The sequence below is a fragment of the Streptomyces sp. NPDC053673 genome, assembly GCF_055585225.1.
Genome location: NZ_JBVJKN010000030.1, coordinates 73,042 through 91,662, shown reverse-complemented (window position 1 = coordinate 91,662; position 18,621 = coordinate 73,042). Strand labels below are relative to the sequence as shown.

Sequence of the window (18,621 nt, the reverse complement as noted above, 5' to 3'; positions counted from 1 at the left end):
AGTTCTCAAGGAACGGACGCTTCCTTCGTACTCACCCTCTCGGGCTTTCCTCCGGGCGCTTCCCTTCGGTGTTTCCAACCTTACCAGATTCTTTTTCCGTTCCGTTTCCGGTCTGGATTTCGTTTCCGGTGGCCGTTGGAAGGCCTTTTGCCTTTCCGGCGATATCGACTTTATCAGAGTCTTTTCGGCCGATCTAATCGGCTTCGTGACTCGGATGAGGAATCGATTGGCTCTGCGGAAATTCGTTTTCCAGCGAGAGCAAGATAGATGTTAGCCGTGACACTCGAACATGTCCAGTCCGAGGCAACCGTTAGAATCTACCTCCCCACTCCAACCGTGTCAACGGTCTTTGCGGGCGAAGAGGAGACTAGCAGGTCACAGGGGGTGCTCGCACATCAGGCGGCCGTGGGGAGCTCGGCGCTCCGGTCGGCGGCGTCTACGTCGCCCAGCTCCCCGGCGCGGGCCGCTCGGCCGCCGAGGACGTACACGTACAAGAGGAAGGCCAGCTCAGCGGCGATTCCGATGGTGATGCGCGCCCAGGTCGGAAGGCCGGAGGGGGTTACGAAGCCCTCGATCATGCCCGACACGAAAAGGACCAGGGCGAGGCCGATCGCCATGCCGATGGCGGCGCGTCCTTGTTGGGCGAGGGCCGTGCGGCGGGACTGGGGGCCTGGGTCGATGAGGGTCCAGCCGAGTCGGAGGCCCGTGCCGGCAGCGACGAAGACCGCGGTGAGTTCGAGGAGGCCGTGAGGGAGGACGAGGCCCAGGAAGACGTCGAGGCGGCCGGCCGAGGACATCAGGCCGATGCCGACACCGAGGTTCGCCATGTTGAGGAAGAGGATCCAGAGCACGGGGACGCAGAGGAACGCGCCGAGCACCAGACACATGGCGGCCGCCTGCGCGTTGTTCGTCCAGACCTGGGCGGCGAACGAGGCTGCAGGGTGGCTCGAGTAGTACGTCTCGTACTCACCTCCCGGACGGGTGAGCCGGCGCAGCTCGTCCGGGGCCGCGATGGCCGACTGGACCTCGGGGTGTGTGCCGATCCACCAGCCGATGATCGCGGCGAGGAGTGTGGAGAGCACTGCCGTGGGGATCCACCAGTGCCGGGAGCGGTAGACGGCGGCCGGGAACCCGGCCGTCAGAAAGCGGACGGCGTCACTCCAGGAGGCGCGGCGGGTGCCGGTGACCGTGGAACGGGCGCGGGCGACGAGCTGTGTGAGCCGGGCGGTGATCATCGGGTCCGGTGCGCTGGACTGGATGAGGGAGAGGTGGGTGGCGGTGCGTTGGTAGAGCGCCACGAGCTCATCGGCCTCGGCGCCGGTGAGGTGGCGCCCACGGTGCAGGAGGTGGTCCAGGCGGTCCCACTCTGCACGGTGGGTCATCACGAAGACGTCGAGGTCCATGGTCGGCTGCTGCTCCAGGCACTGGTTCGGGTCCGTTCCCGGTCCGGTCCGGGTTCGCTCTGGATCCGTACGCTCTGGATCCCGTACGGACGGTTCGTACTACGACTCGTACTACTGCTCGTATCTACTGCGGCGCACTGCGGGTCAGCTTGGCAGACTGGCGTTCTGAGGGGTCCAGAAGGTCGAAGTGCGTCAGGAAAGTGGGGTGGGTGCGGTGAGTGGGGTGGTGACGGGGGACGCCGTCGTACTGGGGCTTCGTCCGGCGAGGCTGCCCAGCAGGGCGCTGGCGCTCGCGATCGATCTCGCCGTGGTGTGGGCGGCGTATCTGCTGATATCCGTGGGCCTCGCGGTCGCGACGGCCTCTCTGGACGAGGCCGCGGTCATGGCGGTGACGATCGCGACGTTCCTGCTGGTGCTCGTGGGGGCGCCGATCGCGGTGGAGACGCTCAGCCAGGGGCGTTCGCTGGGGAAGCTGGCATGCGGGCTGAGGGTGGTACGGGACGACGGCGGTCCGATCCGGTTCCGGCACGCGCTGGTGCGTGGCGCGATCGGGGTGGTGGAGATCCTGATGTCTTTCGGGGTCATCGCGTGCATCGCTTCGCTGGTGTCGGCGCGGGGGCGGCGGATCGGCGATGTCTTCGCGGGGACTCTGGTGATACGGGAACGGGTTCCGGCAGCCCGGGCGGTGCCGGTGCCTCCTCCGCCGCCGTGGCTGGTGGGGCGGTTCGCTGAGCTCGATCTGTCCGGGGTGCCGGACGATCTGTGGCTGGCGATACGTCAGTACCTGACCCGGATGCATCAGCTCGACGCGAAGGTCAGCTGGTCCCTGGCGGAACGGCTGGCCGCTGATCTGGTGGCTTGTACGGGGACGCCTGCGCCGCAGGGGGTGCCGGCGGGAGCGTTCCTGGCGGCCGTGGTGAACGAGCGCCAGGCGCGGGACGCGCGGCGGGCCGTCGCGGTGGCCTCGGCGTCCATGACCTCTCCGTCGCCTACTCCCGCGGCTCCTCCTGCTTCTCCCGTGCCTTCTTCCCCTTCGCCCGTTTCGGCGTCGTCTTCGTCCGCGTCTGTGCCCTGGTCTGCGCCGTCGCCTGTGCCGTCGCCTGTGCCTCCGGTCCGGACCAGCCCGGTTTCCGCGGCCTCGGGCACGCCGGCCGATGCGGCGGGGTCCGGCGTCGCGGGGGCCCCTCGGCCCGCGACGGGGTTCGTGCCGCCCGCGTAGGGCGGCCGCGGGTCAGGGGAAGACCGAAGGTGGGGTTTCGAGGTCCTCGAGCTCGATGCCGGGGGCCGACAGGACCACGTCACCCGCGATGTGGACCGTGTGCTGTTCGCCGGTGTCCAGGGCGCTGACCTGGTATTCGTCCACGGTCAGGACGCCGTTGTCAGTGGCGTGCGCTTCACTTTTCACCAGGGCCCACGACTGGTCGACGGTGCGGGGGGCGAGGACCGGGTCCGTGAATGCGACGAGGCGGACGCGGGTCGCGGGGGCGCCGGGTGTGAGGCGGAGCAGCCGGGCTGTCGCGACGAGGAAAGCGGGGGAGGTGCCGGTGAAGGCGTGGGCGCGGACATTGCCTTCGGTGGCGTGTGTGCCGGTGGGATCGGTGCGGACCCAGGTGACGCCGTCAAGGGCGGCGCCGCGGACCTGCCAGCTCGAGGCGTGGAGTTCGAGGCGGATGGGGCGGCCGAGTTCGTCGAGAGCAAGGTCGACGGAGCCTGCGTGGTCTCCGGAGGGGGTGGTCAGCTGGGAGACATAGCGCCAGCCGGAGGGGCCGGGTGCACAGTGGAAGTGCTCTTCACCGAGGGGGGTGTGATCGTGCGGATCATGGAGCGAATAGCGGCCGCGGGGCATGGGGCGGGGTCCTTGCGATGCGTTGGGGCCCGGTAGCGACGCGGGGGATGTGTCCCTCCGGAAGGCCGGGAGTCCGGATGGCTGCCTGGCCGGATGGCTGCCTGGCCGGAGTCTGTCTGGCCGGAGTCTGTCTGGCCGGATGGCCGCCCGAGTGGATGGTCGGGGCCCTGGTCCCCGACGACGGGGGCCGACGGGGACGGCATGGGCCGCAGGCCCCCGTGCCCGGGGGTCCGGGGGCCTGCGGTGGGTACGTCAGTACCGGTTGGAGTGCCGGTAGGCGCCGGTATCTCTGGGCACCTGGTGGTGCCCGGACGGGTACCTACTGGTACCCGCAGCGTCAGTACCGGTAGTGGTCCGGCTTGTACGGACCCTCGACCTCGACACCGATGTAGGCGGCCTGCTCGGGGCGGAGCGTCGTGAGCTTCACGCCGAGTGAGTCGAGGTGGAGGCGGGCGACCTTCTCGTCGAGGTGCTTGGGCAGCACGTAGACGTCGGTCGGGTACTCCTCCGGCTTGGTGAACAGCTCGATCTGGGCCAGCGTCTGGTCCGCGAACGAGTTGGACATCACGAAGGACGGGTGGCCGGTCGCGTTGCCCAGGTTGAGCAGACGGCCCTCGGACAGCACGATGATCACCTTGCCGTCGGGGAACGTCCAGGTGTGGACCTGCGGCTTGACCTCGTCCTTGACGATGCCCGGGACCTTGGCGAGGCCTGCCATGTCGATCTCGTTGTCGAAGTGACCGATGTTGCCGACGATCGCCTGGTGCTTCATCTTGGCCATGTCCGAGGCCATGATGATGTCCTTGTTGCCCGTCGTCGTGATGAACAGGTCGGCCTTGTCGATGACCTCGTCGAGGGTCGTGACCTGGTAGCCGTCCATCGCCGCCTGCAGCGCGCAGATCGGGTCGATCTCGGTGATGATCACGCGGGCGCCCTGGCCGCGCAGGGACTCCGCGCAGCCCTTGCCGACGTCGCCGTAGCCGCACACGACCGCGACCTTGCCGCCGATCAGCACGTCGGTGGCGCGGTTGATGCCGTCGACCAGGGAGTGACGGCAGCCGTACTTGTTGTCGAACTTGGACTTGGTGACGGCGTCGTTGACGTTGATCGCCGGGAAGAGGAGGGTGCCGTCGCGCTGCATCTCGTACAGACGGTGGACACCGGTCGTGGTCTCCTCGGTGACGCCGCGGATCTCGGACGACAGACGGGTCCACTTCTGCGGGTCCTCGGAGAGGGTGCGGTTCAGCAGGGTGAGGATGTGGCCGTACTCCTCGCTGTCCGCGGTGGACGGGTCCGGGGCCTCGCCGGCCTTCTCGAACTCGACGCCCTTGTGGACGAGGAGGGTGGCGTCACCGCCGTCGTCCAGGATCATGTTCGGGCCGCCGGTGGGCGAGTTCGGCCAGGTCAGGGCCTGCTCCGTGCACCACCAGTACTCTTCCAGGGTCTCGCCCTTCCAGGCGAAGACCGGGATGCCCTGGGGGTTGTCCGCGGTGCCCTTGGGGCCGACCGCGATGGCGGCGGCGGCGTGGTCCTGGGTGGAGAAGATGTTGCAGGACGCCCAGCGGACCTCGGCGCCGAGGGCGACCAGGGTCTCGATGAGGACGGCGGTCTGCACGGTCATGTGCAGCGAGCCGGTGACGCGGGCTCCGGCGAGCGGCTGCGAAGCCGCGTACTCCTTGCGGATCGACATCAGGCCGGGCATCTCGTGCTCGGCGAGGGTGATCTCCTTGCGGCCGAAGTCGGCGAGGGAGAGGTCGGCGACCTTGAAGTCCTGGCCGGCGGCGACAGTCGTCATTGCGAGCTGCTCCTCATGTGGGTCGAGAGGTGGGTAGGGCTGGATGGCTCTGCGGCCACTGCGGCGATACGGGCACAGCGATGCCCGGACGCCCGCAGACGTCCGCAGCGCAGTCCGTCGGAGGCCCTCTCTCCCTCGGCCGGTCCACAGTCGCGGACCGCCCGACCGCCATCAGCAGCGACGTCTGGCACTGGTCACGAATCTACACCGATCGCCGCGGCCGCCCACAGCCCGCCCATGGCCGCACTCCGGCCGAATCCCGGGCCCACGGGCCCGCCGGAAGGAGGCTCTTCGCCTTTTGACGTGGCGTCCATCTGTTGCACGATGCTGCGCGAGGATCGCGAACACGAGCACGACGCGATCAACAGCGCGACGCGACCTACAGCACGATCTGCGCCAACGGCACGATCTGCTCCACCAGCATCGCGGCCGGGACCCTCGTCACAGCGGTCACCACGAATGCGCTGATCGGAATCAAGGAGCGGACAGCGGGCGGACGCGCCCCGGTGCCGACTCCCGTGTCCGTGCCGACTGCCGTGCCGGCGCAGGCGGCGGAGCCGGTCCTCGCGGGAATCGGTGCCACGGGTGCTCCTACGGCGGCCCCGTCGGTGGAGACGGCCGCCCCCGCTGCGAAGTCGGCCGGGGCCGATGGCGCCGAGGTGCTCTCCGGGTATCTGAACGGGCAGACCGTGAGGGTCCGCCTTGCCGCCGGCAGCAAGGATGCCGCCATCCGCGAGATGGCGGCGATGCTCGGGACGACCGGCAAGGTCGCGGATCCCGAGGAACTCGTACGGGCCGCTTTGGCCCGTGAGGAACTGGGCACGACCGGCCTCGGCGAGGAGATCGCCGTCCCGCACGCCAAGACCGACGCCGCCACGGCTCCGATCGTCGGCTTCGCACGCTCTCCGGAGGGCGTGGAGTGGGGGTCGCTCGACGGCACGAAGGCCAAGTTGATCTTCATGATCACGGTGCCGGAGGCGGCCCCGGGCGATGAGCATCTGCGGATCCTGGCGCCGCCGTCGCGAAAGCTGATGGACGCGGAGTTCCGTGAGCGGTTGATGGCTGCTCCGGACCGGTCATCAGTCCTGGCCGCCCTCGGCGAGAGCTAGTAGTGAGAGTCAGTAGCGCGCGAGATCCAGTGGCGAGCGAGATCCAGGAGAGACAGGAGAGACAGGAGAAACGCGGGAAACAGAAGAGACCCCCGGACCGATCAGCTCGGTCCGGGGGTCTCCGTGTCCACGGGTCTCCGCGCGTACGTCAGTGGCCGAGGTCCGGGCCGGGGCCACCCGGGGACTTCGCCGGGTTCACACCGGCCGCAGCGGCCTCCTCGCTGTAGATGTCCGGCTCCAGGTAGATGACCCGGGCGATCGGCAGGGCGGAACGGGTCCGGTCCTCGGCGGCGTTGATGGCGGCGGCGACCTCGGCGGCCGTGTTGTCGTGCCGCACGGCGATCTTGGCGGCCACCAGCAGCTCCTCCGGACCGAGGTGGAGCGTACGCATGTGGATGATGCGGGTCACGGTGGTGCCGTCGACGATCGCCGCCTTGATCTTCTCGACGTCCTCCGTGCCGGCCGCCTCGCCGAGGAGCAGGGACTTGGTCTCGGCCGCGAGCACCAGCGCGATCAGGATCAGCAGCGTGCCGATGCAGAGCGTGCCGATGGCGTCCCAGATGCCGTTGCCGGTGAGCAGAGCGAGCCCGACACCGCCGAGCGCGAGGATCAGACCCACGAGCGCGCCGAGGTCCTCCAGGAGGACGACCGGCAGCTCAGGGGCCTTGGCGTGGCGGACGAACTCCTTCCAGGAGCGCTGACCACGCAGAGGGTTGGACTCCTTGATGGCCGTACGGAACGAGAACGCCTCGGCGATGATCGCGAAGACGAGAACGCCGATGGGCCAGTACCAGTCCGTGATCTCGTGCGGGTGCTTGATCTTCTCGTAGCCCTCGTAGATCGCGAACATGCCGCCGACCGAGAAGAGGACGATCGAGACGAGGAAGGCGTAGATGTAGCGCTCGCGACCGTAGCCGAAGGGGTGCTCCGGTGTCGCCTCGCGCTTGGCTTTCTTGCCGCCGAGGAGCAGCAGGCCCTGATTGCCGGAGTCGGCGACCGAATGGACGCTCTCCGCGAGCATCGACGAGGAGCCGCTGAAGAGGAACGCCACGAACTTGGCTGCCGCGATAGCGAGGTTCGCGGCGAGCGCCGCCACGATCGCTTTGGTTCCGCCTGACGCGCTCATGGGTGCAGGGTGTCCTTCCTCGAAGCTCCTGATGTTCTTGCTCGCGCCGAGGCAGGGCATCGGCACGGCGGGACATTGTTGCAGCAGCTGATGTGGACGGTGCGTCAGGCCACCACTGTGGCACGGAAGACCGTGCCCGTACCGGACAGTTCGACCGATTCGCCCGCCGGTACGAAGACCGACTCCCCCGGGGCGAGGGTGATCTCGCCCGCCGTGGGCCGGCCCGCCGTGGCGAGCAGGATCTGCGGGGTCGCGGCGGTCACGTCCCGGGGAGCGGCGTGCGGCGACAGGACGTAGCGGGAGAGCCGGAACTCGTCGATCGGGGTGTCGTAGACCTCCTCCCCGGAGGGGGAGGCCTCGGGGCGCAGCACGCCGGGGTCGCCCGCCTCGAAGCGGACGACACGGAGGAGCTCGGGGACGTCCACGTGCTTCGGCGTCAGCCCGCAGCGCAGGACGTTGTCGGAGTTGGCCATGATCTCGACGCCGAGGCCGCTGATGTACGCGTGCGGGACGCCGGCGCCGAGGAAGAGGGCCTCGCCGGGCTGCAGCAGTACGTGGTTGAGCAGCATGGCGGCGATGACGCCCGGATCGCCGGGGAAGTGGTGCGCGAGGGTGGCGTACGGGGCGTACGGGCCGCCGAGGCGTTCCGCGGCGGTGGCGGCCTCGGCGACGGTGTGGGCCATCTCCTCCGGGTCGGCGGCGAGGACGGCGGTGAGAACCTCGCGGAGGGCGGCCTCCTCGGGGTGGGCGTGGAGGAGGTCGACGTACGGCTTGAGGGAGTCGACGTCCAGACCCGCGATGAAGTCCGCTGCCTCGACGGGCGGGCGGAAGCCGCACAGTCCGTCGAAGGGGGTGAGTGCGCAGATCAGTTCGGGCTTGTGGTTGTCGTCCCTGTAGTTGCGGTGGGGCGCGTCGATCGGGATGCCCGCGCTCTCCTCGGCGGCGTAGCCCTCCCTCGCCTGGGCGAGGTCCGGGTGGACCTGGAGCGAGAGGGGGGCACCGGCCGCGAGCAGCTTGAAGAGGAAGGGGAGGCGGGGGCCGAACGCGTCGACGGCCGCCTGGCCGAGTTCGCGTACGGGGTCGGCGGCGATGACGTCGTCCAGAGAGCCGCGGTCGGTCTGCGAAGGCGCACCTGGGTGGGCGCCCATCCACATCTCGGCCTGCGGCTCGCCGGTGGGGGCGATGCCGAGGAGCTCCGGGATGAGGGTCGTGGAGCCCCAGGCATAGGGGCGCACGGTGTTGGAGAGGCGGTCCATGGGGTCCCTTCGCGCTGTGTCAGAGCGACGTGTCGGTACGGCAAGTCGGTACGGCGTGTCGGTACGGCGGGTTGGTACGGCGGGTCGATGCAGTGCATTGGTGCGGGTTGCCGCAGTGCGTCGGGGCACGGAGCAGTGTGTCGGGACACGTTCTGGTTTGTGAGTGGCCCGCCGCGGGTCCCGGGTGACTCGCTATGCGTGGCCGCTCGTCGCCAGCGCCAGGTAGCCGGCCGCGAAGTCGGTCACGGCCAGCAGCTCCGCCAGTGTCTCCAGGGCGCTGCCCTCCTCCGGCTCGAGTTCGCTGATGGCGGTGTCATGGCTGAGCGCGAGTTCACGTGCGGCGGGGGCGGCGGTGAGGCCGTTGTCCGTACGGTCACGCAGCAGCAGGACGCGCGCCCGCAGCGCCTGCGGCTCCTCGACGCGGTCCCTGAAGAAGTCCTCCGGGTCGGCGCCGGCCGCGAAGTCGCCGGCGAGGAGGACGCCATGGGCCGGCAGCGCCTCGGGGAGCTCGGCGGCGAGGGCGGGAAGGCCGGCCAGCTCGCCCAGTACGGCGGCGAACCGGCGGCCGACCGGGCCTGCCGTGCCTTCCGTCCAGATGATCGGGAGGGTGTCCGCCAGCTCGGCGGCGAGCGTCTTGGCGGGGTTGCTGTACGTGGCGATGGCCGGGCCGCAGCGTTCGGCGATGCGGTCGAGGCGGTCGGCGACGCTCTGGAGGGCATCCTGGGGCGCTGACATGAGACCGACACGGTCGAGGAGCGCGAGGAGCGGCGTGAACAGGGCCCAGAACGCGCCGGGGCTCGCCGCCGCCTGCGTCTCCTCGTACAGCTCGTACGGGGCGGTTGCCATGGGCACCACGATGCCGTGGACCTTGTCGACGGCCTCGGTGAGCGGGGAGTGCTGCGGGGCGACCGCGACGACGGTGCAGCCGCGGCGGTAGGCCTGCTCGGCGAGGAGCGCGAGGCCGGGCTCGGAACCGTCGGTGGTGGCGATGAGGAGGAGGTCCACGGAGCCCGCCCAGCCGGGGAGCGCCCAGCGCAGGGCGCCCGCGGCGGGGGCGACACCGGTGGGGTGCAGGCGGGTGACCGGGGCGGTGGGGCCGGTGAGCTCGGCGAGCAGGTCCGCCACTCCGATGGCGGCAGTGCCGGGGCCTGCGATGAGGACGGCGCGGGGGCGGCCCTCGGGCTTCAGCTCGGCGATCCCGGCCTCGGCGGCGTGCCGGGCGGCGGTGCGTACGCGCGCCCCGGCCTCCGCGGCGCCGCGGAGCAGACCGCGGCGGTCGGCGCGGGCCAGGGCTTCCGGAGCGTCGAGGAGTGACTCGTCGAGCATGGGGTGGGCCTCCGATCGTCGACGTACACGTGCGTGTGCGCGTGCGGGTGCGCGGGGCGGGGCGCGGGGTACGCGGACGGGTCAGGCGGGGCGGCGGGCCTCGTCGACGAGGAGGACGGGAATGTCGTCCCGGACGGGGTACGCCAGGCCGCAGTCCTTGCCGGTGCAGATCAGCTCGGGAGTGTCGGTCGCCGTCTGGTCGCTCAGTCGGGCGTGGCAGGCCGGGCAGGCGAGGATCTCCAGGAGACCGGCTTCGAGCGGCATGGGGGTGTCCCTTCGAACATGCGGTTTGGGCCACGTCAGCCTACCGCTGGGGGGCGGCCTGCGCGGCTCGGCGTGGCGGCCCGTGCCTCCGGCAGCGGCGGCTGTGGGTCGCCCGTCCGGACGAGAGGGTTCATGTCCCGACGGTCACGTCCCGACGGTCGCGTCGCCACGGTCGCGCGGTCACATGGCGGGAGCACCACGATCACATGGCGGGAGCCCCACGGGCATGTGGCGCGACCGGCTGCCTTGGGCGGTCGGCCGGGACAGTCGGCCCGGGACAGTCGGTCGCGCCCCGGGCCGCACGGTTTGTCAGGCTCCCCGCACCAGCTGCAGGACCTCGTCCCGGATGGCCGTCATCGTCGCTTCGTCGCGAGCCTCCACGTTCAGGCGGAGGAGAGGCTCCGTGTTGGACGGGCGGAGGTTGAACCACCAGGTGTCGGTGGCGACCGTGAGGCCGTCGAGCTCGTCGGTCGTGACGCCGTCCCGGGAGGCGAAGGCCTCGCGGACCGCGACGGTCCGTGCGGTCTGGTCGGCGACCGTGGAGTTGATCTCGCCGGAGCCGCGGTAGCGGTCATAGCGGGCGACCAGCTCGGAGAGGGGACCGTCCTGGTTGCCGAGGGCGGCCAGGACGTGGAGGGCCGCGAGCATGCCCGTATCGGCGTTCCAGAAGTCGCGGAAGTAGTAGTGGGCCGAGTGCTCGCCGCCGAAGATGGCGCCGGTGCGGGCCATCTCCTCCTTGATGAAGGAGTGGCCGACACGGGTGCGGACCGGCTTGCCGCCCTGCTCGCGTACGACCTCGGGGACGGACCACGAGGTGATCAGGTTGTGGATGACCGTGCCGCCGGGGTGCTTGGCCAGCTCGCGGGCGGCGACCAGTGCGGTGATCGCCGACGGGGAGACACCCTCGCCGCGCTCGTCGACGACGAAGCAGCGGTCGGCGTCGCCGTCGAAGGCGAGGCCGATGTCCGCGCCCTCGGCACGGACCCGGGCCTGGAGGTCCACGATGTTCTTCGGGTCCAGCGGATTGGCCTCGTGGTTCGGGAACGTGCCGTCCAGCTCGAAGTACATCGGCACGAGCTCGACCGGCAGCGAGGCGAACACGGTGGGGACCGTGTGGCCGCCCATGCCGTTGCCCGCGTCCACGACGACCTTCAGCGGGCGGATCGACGCCACGTCGACAAGGGACAGCAGGTGGGCTGCGTAGTCGGTGAGGGTGTCGCGGTTGCTGACCGAACCAGGTGCCGGTACGGGGGCCGGAGCGCCCTCGGCGAGCCAGCTCTCGGCCAGCGCGCGGATCTCACCGAGGCCCGAGTCCTGGCCGACCGGTGCGGCGCCGGCCCGGCACAGCTTGATGCCGTTGTACTGGGCGGGATTGTGCGACGCCGTGAACATCGCGCCGGGCAGCCCGAATTGCCCCGATGCGAAGTACAGCTGGTCCGTGGAGCAGAGCCCGATCAGGGTGACGTCCGCGCCGCGGTCCGCGGCGCCGCGGGCGAAGGCCTCGGAGAGCCCCGGTGACGACGGCCGCATGTCATGGCCGACGACGATCGCGTCCGCGCCCGTCACCTGGACGAAGGCGGCGCCGAAGAGCTCGGCGAGCGACTCGTCCCACTGATCGGGCACCACCCCGCGGACGTCGTACGCCTTCACGATCTGCGACAGATCAGCAGCAGCAGAAGCAGCCACGGCCCAACCTTCCTGAATTCTCTGCGGTCGCCTCAAACTACCCGCAGAAGCTGAGGCAGCCGCCAACGCCTCCGCACCGAGGGCCGTACGGATGCGAACGCGTCGGAATGCTTCAGGAGTCGGGGGAACGCAGCACGCGGAGATGGCCGCGGCGTCCGACCTCCATCGGCTCCGACCGGCGGACACCGGGGCCGCCGCCCGCCTCGGCCGCACGTTCGTGGGGGCGGGCCGCCTCCCGGACCGCGTTCGCCAGCGCTTCGAGATCGTCGCCACTGGGCCGGCTCGGGCCGGAGGCGTCCGAGAGCCGTACGACCTCCCAGCCGCGCGGCGCGGTGAGGCGCTCACTGTGCTCGGCGCACAGGTCGTAGCAGTGGGGCTCGGCATAGGTGGCGAGGGGGCCGAGGACCGCGGTCGAATCGGCATAGACGTACGTCAGTGTCGCGACGGCAGGGCGGCCGCACGCGGTGCGCGAACAGCGACGTACAGGGCTCACGACGTTGGACGGTACCGCACTCTTGAGCGGGCCGCGACGACTCTCCACCACGTCACTCCACCGTGTCGTGCTGTGAGGTCCGGCACAGGCGCCTTTCGGGCAACTGCCCTGACCTGCACGGGAGGAGAAGCGCACGGCCGGCGACGGTACGTCATCCGGTCATCGCTCGACACAAATCGCGTCAATCGCGGCGAGAGCGGTGATCGAGCGGAGGCATCGAATCGAGCCCAAGCTTGGCTGGAATGTTCAATAAGCGACATGCCGTCGCGCAGGGCGGAGACACTCCACGCGATCGGGCGGCGACATACCGCACTCAGGAGGGCAACATGCCGCACGCCCGGGTGGCGGCAGGTCGTCGGGCGGGGTGACGACATGCCGTGGGGTGGGCACGCGGGCGCGATGCGTGCGGGGTCCGGAGAGCTACGCTGCGTCAGTGATGGACAGTCCCGTACCGCCCCGCCCGACCGAGCCCAGGCCGCGCCGCCGCGACCGCCATGGCCGAGGAATGCGCGGGCCCGTCGCACCGCCTCAGGTACCGCTCTCCGCCAGCCGCGCGGAGTCCTTCCGCGATCTCGTACAGGATTCGGTGGAGCGGCTGGAGCGGCGCTGGCCCCAGCTGGCCGAGGTGGAGTTCCTGGTGCTGGAGGTACCGGGGTCGCCGAACGAGACCGTGCCGCTGGGCAGCTCGGCCCCGGCCGACAAGGGCCGCCCGGCGAGGATCGTCGTCTACCGGCGGCCGGTCGAGATCCGCACCAAGAACCGCGACGAGCGGGCGCTGCTCGTCCACGAGGTGGTCGTGGAGCAGGTCGCTGACCTGCTCGGCCTCTCCCCCGAGTCGGTCGACCCGCGGTACGGCCAGGACTAGGGCGTGTTGCCTAAGTCCCGCCTGGCTCCGGGGTACGGCCAGGACTTGGCTCTGTCCGGTCTGCGCGGGGCGCCAGGACGCCGTACCGCCGGACAGCACTAGTCGTCCAGGACCGACAGGTCCTGCTCCGCCTCCGGGACCTCGACCAGACCCCGGTCGTCGGGGAGCGTCTGGACCGTGAACATCTCGATGCCGTCCTGCGGGAGCAGCAGCGTCCGGGCCGCGTGGACCGGGCCGCCGCCCGGCTGGGGTTCGACGGTCAGCGCGTACGAGCCCTTGAGGCCGGCCGGGACGGGCGGGGCGGTGACCGCGAGGGTCGTGCCGCCCTTGACCGTGTACGTCTTGGAGACGGGGGTGCCCGCCCCGGTGCCCGCCGAGGCCGTGACCTTGACCTGGGCGGTCTCGCCGGGCGCGGTCAGGGAGAGCACCGAGCCCTTGGCCCGGTTGTCGGCCGCGGTGGCGCGTTCCTGCACGGGTGCGGTCGCGGGGATGAAGGCGATCTCCTGCTTGTCTCCCTTGCCCCGGGTGACCTGGAGGGCCGCGACCACAGGGGTCGCCCGACCGCTCTGGGAGGGGACGAGGAGGAGTGAGCCCGCCTCGCCCCTGGTGACGTCCTGGAGTTCGACGGACGCGGTCATCCCCGACTTGACGCGCAACGTCTCGTGGCCGGCCGGGGTGATCGTGCCGGACGGGCCCGCCAGCCGCACCTTCAGATCGGCGTCGTCGTCGCCCGGCGCGAACGCCACCAGCCGTACCGACGTCGCGTCCGCCGGGATGCCGGGCAGCACGAGCGTGCCGGACGGGTCGGTGGAGGCGGGAAGCCAGTCACTGCCGGTCTTCTCGCCGGCGCCCCGCACCGCGGCGCCGACCCTGCCCGTACGCGTGGTGACATGCACCGTCACGTCCTCGGCGGGGTCGGACGTCAGGGTGGAGAGCAGCACGGGGACGCTCGCCCCGGCCGGGACCGGGATGCCCTCGGTCAGCTGGGTCTTGAGGGCGCCCTGCTTGCCGTAGAGCTCGATGTCGACGACGGCGCCCGTGTCGTCCGGGTTGGTGAGGTGGACGTAGTCCACACGGTCCTTCGCGATGCTGGCGCCCGGGAACCAGAAGTCGGTGTCCGGTGCGGTGCAGCTGACCCCGAGCACGCCGCGTCCGCTGCCCGCGGTGACCGTGGTGGTCTGCTGGGTGGTCCAGCCGGGGGCGAGCCTGCCGCCGGCGGAGCCGATGAGCGCGGGAGCGTCGCCGCCGCTCGCCTCGGCGCCGACGGGCTTACCGGGCTCCTTGAGGGTGACGACGGCCTTGTCCGCCGCGGGCTTCTTCGCCGCGCCCGCCTTGGCTTTGTCCCCGGCCTTGGCCTTGTCCCCCGCCTTCTCGTCCTTCTCGTCCCCGTCGTCCGGGTCCGACAAGGTCGTGACGGACGGCTTCAGTTCCGCCGCGCCCTCCGCGTCATCGCTCGATCCGGCCGATCCGGCCACCTGCGCAGCGGGCGTGAAGGACGTGTACGTCGTCTCCGCGATGTCGGACGTCGCAGGCGCCGGACACAGCAGGCTGGAGCGCTCGACCGGCAGCCGGGCCGGAGCCTTCGCCTCGGCGGCCGCCCCGCCGTCCGGCGCGCTGAGCGCGGCGAATCCGGTCACGGCGGCGAGCGCGGCCGCGGCCGCGAGAAGCGAGAGGGTCGTGCGGTTCACTGGTTGCTGCTCCCGTCGGGACGCTGCTCGGTCTCGTAGCCGTAGGGGTCGTACTGGCTCGTCCGGTACGGGTCGTCCGGGTACTGCCCGTACTGCTGCTGCCCGTACTGCTGGTCGTACTGCTGCTGCGGCTGCTGGTCGTACTGCTGCTGCGACTGCTGCTCTCCGTACGCGTACTGCTGCTGGGCGTCCTGGTAGGGCTGCGCGGCGTACGGGTCGGCGTACTGGTCGTTCGCGTACGACGCGTACTCGCCGGCACCGGCACCGACGCCTGCGCCCACACCCTCGCCCGCGCCGGATCCCGCACCCGCGTACGTCCGGCCGTCCCACTCGGCGTCGCCGCCGTAGTGCTGCTGGTGCGGCACGGCCGCGTACGGGTCCGGCTCGGAATCCGGCTGTGGCGCGGGGTCCAGTCCCACGGCCTCGTCCGCCTCCGCCGCGGCCTGCGCCGCGCGGAGCCTGCGGGCCCGGCGGCCCTCGCCCTCGACGGGCTGGGCCGGGATCGCGGCCTCCTCCTCGGGCAGGTCGTCGTCGATCTCGCGGCGCCTGCCGGGCAGGGCCAGCACGACCAGGACGAGGGCGAGCGCGCCCTGCGTCCAGATCCAGGCGGTGTGGGTCGTCGGGTCCTCGTAGGAGAGGTCGAGCCGGCCGCCCTCCGCAGGGAGTTCGAATCCCTGGGCCCAGCCGTCGACCGTGGTCTTCTTCAGCGCGCGACCGTCCAGCGTGGCCTGCCAGCCGTCGTCCGCGCGGTCCGCGATGCGCAGCACCCGCCCGGACGCGCCGGCCGGGATCTCCGCGTGGGACTCGACGGGGCCGGCGGCCACGGGCAGCGGCTCCTCCTTGCCGTTGACGATGACCGCACGGGCGACCTGGCGGTCCACGCGCCACAGTGCGCTGCCGTCGAGCTGGCTGAGCCGCGAAAGGCCGGGGGTGGCGTCGAGGACGCGGCTCATCTGCCGCGGTGCGCCGTCCCGTACGAGCACGTACCGGATCGCGAAGCCGCTGAGCTGGCTGGTCTGATCGGCGCCGGAGCCCGCGACGAGGTTGGCGACGACCTTGTCGAGGCGGGCGTCGTTGCCGCCGGCCTCGGTCAGCTCCGCGTCGCCGAGGCGGCCGCCGGAGCCGCGGACCAGGGCGTACGACACCTTGGCCGGGGACGAACCGCCGAGTACGAGTGTGCGCGGCTGGTCGCGGGTGTCGCTCTCCTCCGCGACGAACGCCGGGACCTGCACCGGGTCGCGGCGGTCCAGCGGGCCCGTGGCTCCGCTGATCATCCAGCCGGCGGCGGACAGCAGCGGGGCGGCTCCCGCGGCGAGGGCGATCAGCCCGGCGACGGGCTGGCGCCAGCCGAAGCTCTGGGCGGCGACCCGCTCCCGGGCGCCCTCCGCGCCGAGCACGGTGGCGGCGAGCAGGGCGATGCCGTAAACGAGGGTGGTCGGGCCTGCCCAGCCCGAACCGTTGGCGAGAGCCGCGAAGACGAGGGCGACGAGGGCGACGGCCCAGGCGGTACGGATCGCGAACTGCCGCTCGCCGCGCAGCAGGGCCGCGAGCGCCGCCAGGACGATCCCGATCAGCAGCAGTCCGCCGAGGGCCTTGGGGCCGCCGGGGCTGATGCCGAGGAGGTCGAGCGGCGAGGCGGCGCCCGCGCCGAACTCGAGCCCGGCCTCACGGAGGAAGCCGGAGGGGCTCGTCAGCAACGACAGCGACCAGGGAGCGAGGATCAACAGCGGTGTGCCGACGGCGGCGAGGAAGCGCAGCCCGTAGGCCGTGATGTCGTCCCGCCGCAGCGCGAGGCCGGCGAGACCGAGGACGACGGCGACGGGCCACACGATCGGGGTGAAGGCCATCGCGAAGGTCAGCAGAAGGGCGTACGCCCAGGTGGCACGCCAGCTTCCGCGCGCTCCGCCGTCTCCGCGGGCCAGTCCGTACGCCGCGACCGCGGCGCGGGCGATCAGCGGCAGCACGATCGCGAGGACCGCGGTGCCTAGCCGCCCGGTGGCGAGCGCGCCGGTCGCGGCGGGCAGAAAGGCGTAGGCGACGCTCGCCCAGGCACGCAGCAGCCGGGATTCGATCAGCGGCCTGGAGGCGAAGTACGCGGTGACGCCGGCGAGCGGCACCGAGCAGACGAGGAGCAGGGTGAGCGCGAAGCCCGTCGAGCCGAGGAAGAGACCGGACAGGACCGCGAGGACGGCGAGGTACGGGGGCGCCGTCTGCGTACCGCCCGTGCCGAGTGGGTGCCAGCCGTCGGCGTACCGGCTCCAGAGGTCGGAGATGTCGGCAGGTGCGGGCAGCAGCGCGCCGCCCGCGAGCGCCCCGCCGCCGAGGAGCCCGCGGCAGGCGACGAGGGAGACGATCAGCAGGACCGCGAACAGCACGGGTCCCGGCTTGCGGGCGATCCGCTTGAGCCGGGCGAACTGCTCGATCTCCAGGAAGTCCGCGTCGTCGCCGCCCGGTCCGGACTCGACGGCGCCGTGCCGTGAGCCTCCGCCGTCGGAGTCGCTGCCGGCGCCGAGACTGCTCGCGACCTGTTCGACGGTGGCGCGGATCGTGGCGCCGTGCGGCGGGAAGAGCGGCCGCAGTTCGCTCGCATCCACGGCAGGCTTTCTGCGTCTGCGGCGGGCGGCGAGGATCCTCTCCGGCCGCAGGAGGGTCTTGAAGAGTCCCATGACCTCGTCGACGGCCTGCCCGGGAGCCTTGCCGACAAGGTAGGCGAGGGTGCGCAGCAGGGTGCCGAGGACGAGGCGGAGCAGAACGAAGGGGAGGGCGGCGCCGCGCGCGTTGGCGAGCAGGGTGTAGACGGCGCCGGCCTTGTCGACACGGTGCGGGCTGGTGACCGAGCGTCCGGCGCAGTCGACGGTGCGGCGCTCGCGGGCCGCTGCCTCCGCGTGGCGCAGGACGGCTCCGGGAGCGACGAGGACGCGGTGACCGGCGGCGTGTGCACGCCAGCACAGGTCGACGTCGTCACGCATCAGGGGCAGCCGCCGGTCGAAGCCGCCCAGCTCCTCCCAGACGTCGCGGCGGACGAGCATGCCCGCGGAGGACACGGAGAGGACGGAGCGGACCTGGTCGTGCTGGCCCTGGTCCTGCTCGCGGCGGTCGAGTCCGGTCCAGCGGCGGCCGCTGTTGGCGATGGAGACGCCGGCTTCGAGGAGCTGCTTGCGGTCGTACCAGCCGCGCAGCTTGGGGCCGATGATCGCCGCGTATTCGTCGGAGTCTGCGACGCGCAGCAGTTCGGCGAGGGCGTCGGGGGCGGGAGCGCAGTCGTCGTGGAGCAGCCAGAGCCACTGGACCGGTTCGCCGTACGGCAGCTCCGGCATGTCGTACGCCTCGTCGCGCCAGGTCCTGCTCACGGGGTCCCAGCCGCTGGGCCGCTTCAGGTACGGCAGGTCGTCGGGGGTGAGTACGCCCGCGGTGCGCACGGCCTCGTCGACGGCGGCACCGAAGCCGGTGCGGCGGGCGAGATGCAGCACCCGGTCGGCGCCGAGTGCCTCGGTGATCAGCGCGGCGGAGTCGTCGGCGCTGCCGGTGTCGGCCGCGACGGCGTTCTGTACGGGGCGCTCCTGACCGAGCAGCCCGGCGAGCGCGTCCGGCAGCCAGCGGGCACCGTCGTGGGAGACGAGCACGGCGGTGACGACGTGCCGCGGGAACTCGGGCGGGGTGGCGGGAACAAACTCCGCAGTGGTGGCGGACATTGAGGTACGGGCCCTCCGGCCGGGGTCGCCCCGCGAGGGGCGCTGGAGCGTCTGGGACGGGGCCCCACACTA

General features: G+C 71.5%; 15 protein-coding genes. 3 read left to right on the top strand and 12 right to left on the bottom strand.

All coding sequences use genetic code 11. The features are described from left to right. Positions 1–395: 395 nt before the first annotated feature. Positions 396–1,403, bottom strand: a complete 1,008-nt coding sequence (locus ACZ6ZQ_RS30960; RefSeq protein WP_469771826.1) for a stage II sporulation protein M — start codon at positions 1,401–1,403, stop codon at positions 396–398. Between the two features lie 214 nt (positions 1,404–1,617). On the opposite strand from ACZ6ZQ_RS30960, the gene ACZ6ZQ_RS30955 reads away from it, so the two are divergent. After that, on the top strand, positions 1,618–2,622 hold the full coding sequence (locus ACZ6ZQ_RS30955; RefSeq protein WP_469771829.1) for an RDD family protein: 1,005 nt from the start codon (positions 1,618–1,620) through the stop codon (positions 2,620–2,622). Positions 2,623–2,634: 12 nt separating this feature from the next. On the opposite strand, the gene ACZ6ZQ_RS30950 is transcribed toward ACZ6ZQ_RS30955, so the two are convergent. The 3 genes from ACZ6ZQ_RS30950 to ACZ6ZQ_RS30940 form a co-directional block, all read right to left on the bottom strand. Further along, complete coding sequence (locus ACZ6ZQ_RS30950; protein ID WP_469771825.1) at positions 2,635–3,249, bottom strand: hypothetical protein; 615 nt, start codon at positions 3,247–3,249, stop codon at positions 2,635–2,637. Positions 3,250–3,586: 337 nt separating this feature from the next. Beyond that, positions 3,587–5,044, bottom strand: a complete 1,458-nt coding sequence (ahcY, locus tag ACZ6ZQ_RS30945) for an adenosylhomocysteinase (RefSeq protein ID WP_469771824.1) — start codon at positions 5,042–5,044, stop codon at positions 3,587–3,589. 379 nt (positions 5,045–5,423) lie between these two features. After that, positions 5,424–5,627, bottom strand: a complete 204-nt coding sequence (locus tag ACZ6ZQ_RS30940) for a hypothetical protein (RefSeq protein ID WP_469771823.1) — start codon at positions 5,625–5,627, stop codon at positions 5,424–5,426. A 25-nt stretch (positions 5,628–5,652) separates the two neighbouring features. Between ACZ6ZQ_RS30940 and ACZ6ZQ_RS30935 the strand changes: the two genes are divergently transcribed. Continuing rightward, a complete protein-coding gene (locus tag ACZ6ZQ_RS30935; RefSeq protein ID WP_469771822.1) occupies positions 5,653–6,153 on the top strand; it encodes a PTS sugar transporter subunit IIA in 501 nt (166 codons plus the stop codon). A gap of 148 nt (positions 6,154–6,301) precedes the next feature. Here ACZ6ZQ_RS30935 and ACZ6ZQ_RS30930 read toward each other — a convergent pair whose 3' ends face one another. The 6 genes from ACZ6ZQ_RS30930 to ACZ6ZQ_RS30905 all read right to left on the bottom strand — a co-directional run bounded on the left by ACZ6ZQ_RS30930 (position 6,302) and on the right by ACZ6ZQ_RS30905 (position 12,352). Further along, on the bottom strand, positions 6,302–7,279 hold the full coding sequence (locus ACZ6ZQ_RS30930) for a cation diffusion facilitator family transporter (protein ID WP_469771821.1): 978 nt from the start codon (positions 7,277–7,279) through the stop codon (positions 6,302–6,304). A 104-nt stretch (positions 7,280–7,383) separates the two neighbouring features. Next, positions 7,384–8,535, bottom strand: coding sequence for a mannose-6-phosphate isomerase, class I (manA, locus tag ACZ6ZQ_RS30925; protein WP_469771820.1), 1,152 nt, complete (start codon positions 8,533–8,535; stop codon positions 7,384–7,386). A 192-nt stretch (positions 8,536–8,727) separates the two neighbouring features. After that, positions 8,728–9,861 carry an SIS domain-containing protein gene (locus tag ACZ6ZQ_RS30920; protein ID WP_469771819.1) on the bottom strand — a complete coding sequence of 378 codons (1,134 nt, stop codon included), beginning with the start codon at positions 9,859–9,861 and terminating at the stop codon, positions 8,728–8,730. An 81-nt stretch (positions 9,862–9,942) separates the two neighbouring features. Further along, positions 9,943–10,125 carry a Trm112 family protein gene (locus ACZ6ZQ_RS30915; RefSeq protein WP_453663151.1) on the bottom strand — a complete coding sequence of 61 codons (183 nt, stop codon included), beginning with the start codon at positions 10,123–10,125 and terminating at the stop codon, positions 9,943–9,945. Positions 10,126–10,434: 309 nt separating this feature from the next. Beyond that, complete coding sequence (locus ACZ6ZQ_RS30910; RefSeq protein WP_469771818.1) at positions 10,435–11,811, bottom strand: phosphomannomutase/phosphoglucomutase; 1,377 nt, start codon at positions 11,809–11,811, stop codon at positions 10,435–10,437. A gap of 112 nt (positions 11,812–11,923) precedes the next feature. Further along, the gene (locus ACZ6ZQ_RS30905; RefSeq protein ID WP_469771817.1) at positions 11,924–12,352 is read right to left on the bottom strand and encodes a DUF3499 domain-containing protein; all 429 of its coding nucleotides are present in this window, start codon (positions 12,350–12,352) and stop codon (positions 11,924–11,926) included. Between the two features lie 388 nt (positions 12,353–12,740). Here ACZ6ZQ_RS30905 and ACZ6ZQ_RS30900 point away from each other — a divergent pair, with 388 nt between their 5' ends. Beyond that, positions 12,741–13,169: a metallopeptidase family protein gene (locus ACZ6ZQ_RS30900; protein ID WP_469771816.1), complete on the top strand. Its 429-nt coding sequence runs from the start codon at positions 12,741–12,743 to the stop codon at positions 13,167–13,169. 98 nt (positions 13,170–13,267) lie between these two features. Here the strand turns inward: ACZ6ZQ_RS30900 and ACZ6ZQ_RS30895 are convergent, their stop codons facing one another. Together ACZ6ZQ_RS30895 and ACZ6ZQ_RS30890 are read right to left on the bottom strand one after the other, a co-directional pair. After that, positions 13,268–14,857 carry a DUF5719 family protein gene (locus ACZ6ZQ_RS30895; protein ID WP_469771815.1) on the bottom strand — a complete coding sequence of 530 codons (1,590 nt, stop codon included), beginning with the start codon at positions 14,855–14,857 and terminating at the stop codon, positions 13,268–13,270. After that, on the bottom strand, positions 14,854–18,549 hold the full coding sequence (locus tag ACZ6ZQ_RS30890; RefSeq protein ID WP_469771814.1) for a glycosyltransferase family 2 protein: 3,696 nt from the start codon (positions 18,547–18,549) through the stop codon (positions 14,854–14,856). The genes ACZ6ZQ_RS30895 and ACZ6ZQ_RS30890 overlap by 4 nt, the downstream gene beginning before the upstream one ends. Positions 18,550–18,621: the final 72 nt, after the last annotated feature.

Coding starts and splice junctions, on each gene's coding strand:
- ACZ6ZQ_RS30915 (WP_453663151.1), bottom strand. CDS start 10,125: ATGCCGCTCGAAGCCGGTCTCCTGGAGATCCTCGCCTGCCCGGCCTGC.
- manA (WP_469771820.1), bottom strand. CDS start 8,535: ATGGACCGCCTCTCCAACACCGTGCGCCCCTATGCCTGGGGCTCCACG.
- ACZ6ZQ_RS30920 (WP_469771819.1), bottom strand. CDS start 9,861: ATGCTCGACGAGTCACTCCTCGACGCTCCGGAAGCCCTGGCCCGCGCC.
- ACZ6ZQ_RS30930 (WP_469771821.1), bottom strand. CDS start 7,279: ATGAGCGCGTCAGGCGGAACCAAAGCGATCGTGGCGGCGCTCGCCGCG.
- ACZ6ZQ_RS30890 (WP_469771814.1), bottom strand. CDS start 18,549: ATGTCCGCCACCACTGCGGAGTTTGTTCCCGCCACCCCGCCCGAGTTC.
- ACZ6ZQ_RS30900 (WP_469771816.1), top strand. CDS start 12,741: ATGGACAGTCCCGTACCGCCCCGCCCGACCGAGCCCAGGCCGCGCCGC.
- ACZ6ZQ_RS30950 (WP_469771825.1), bottom strand. CDS start 3,249: ATGCCCCGCGGCCGCTATTCGCTCCATGATCCGCACGATCACACCCCC.
- ACZ6ZQ_RS30960 (WP_469771826.1), bottom strand. CDS start 1,403: ATGGACCTCGACGTCTTCGTGATGACCCACCGTGCAGAGTGGGACCGC.
- ahcY (WP_469771824.1), bottom strand. CDS start 5,044: ATGACGACTGTCGCCGCCGGCCAGGACTTCAAGGTCGCCGACCTCTCC.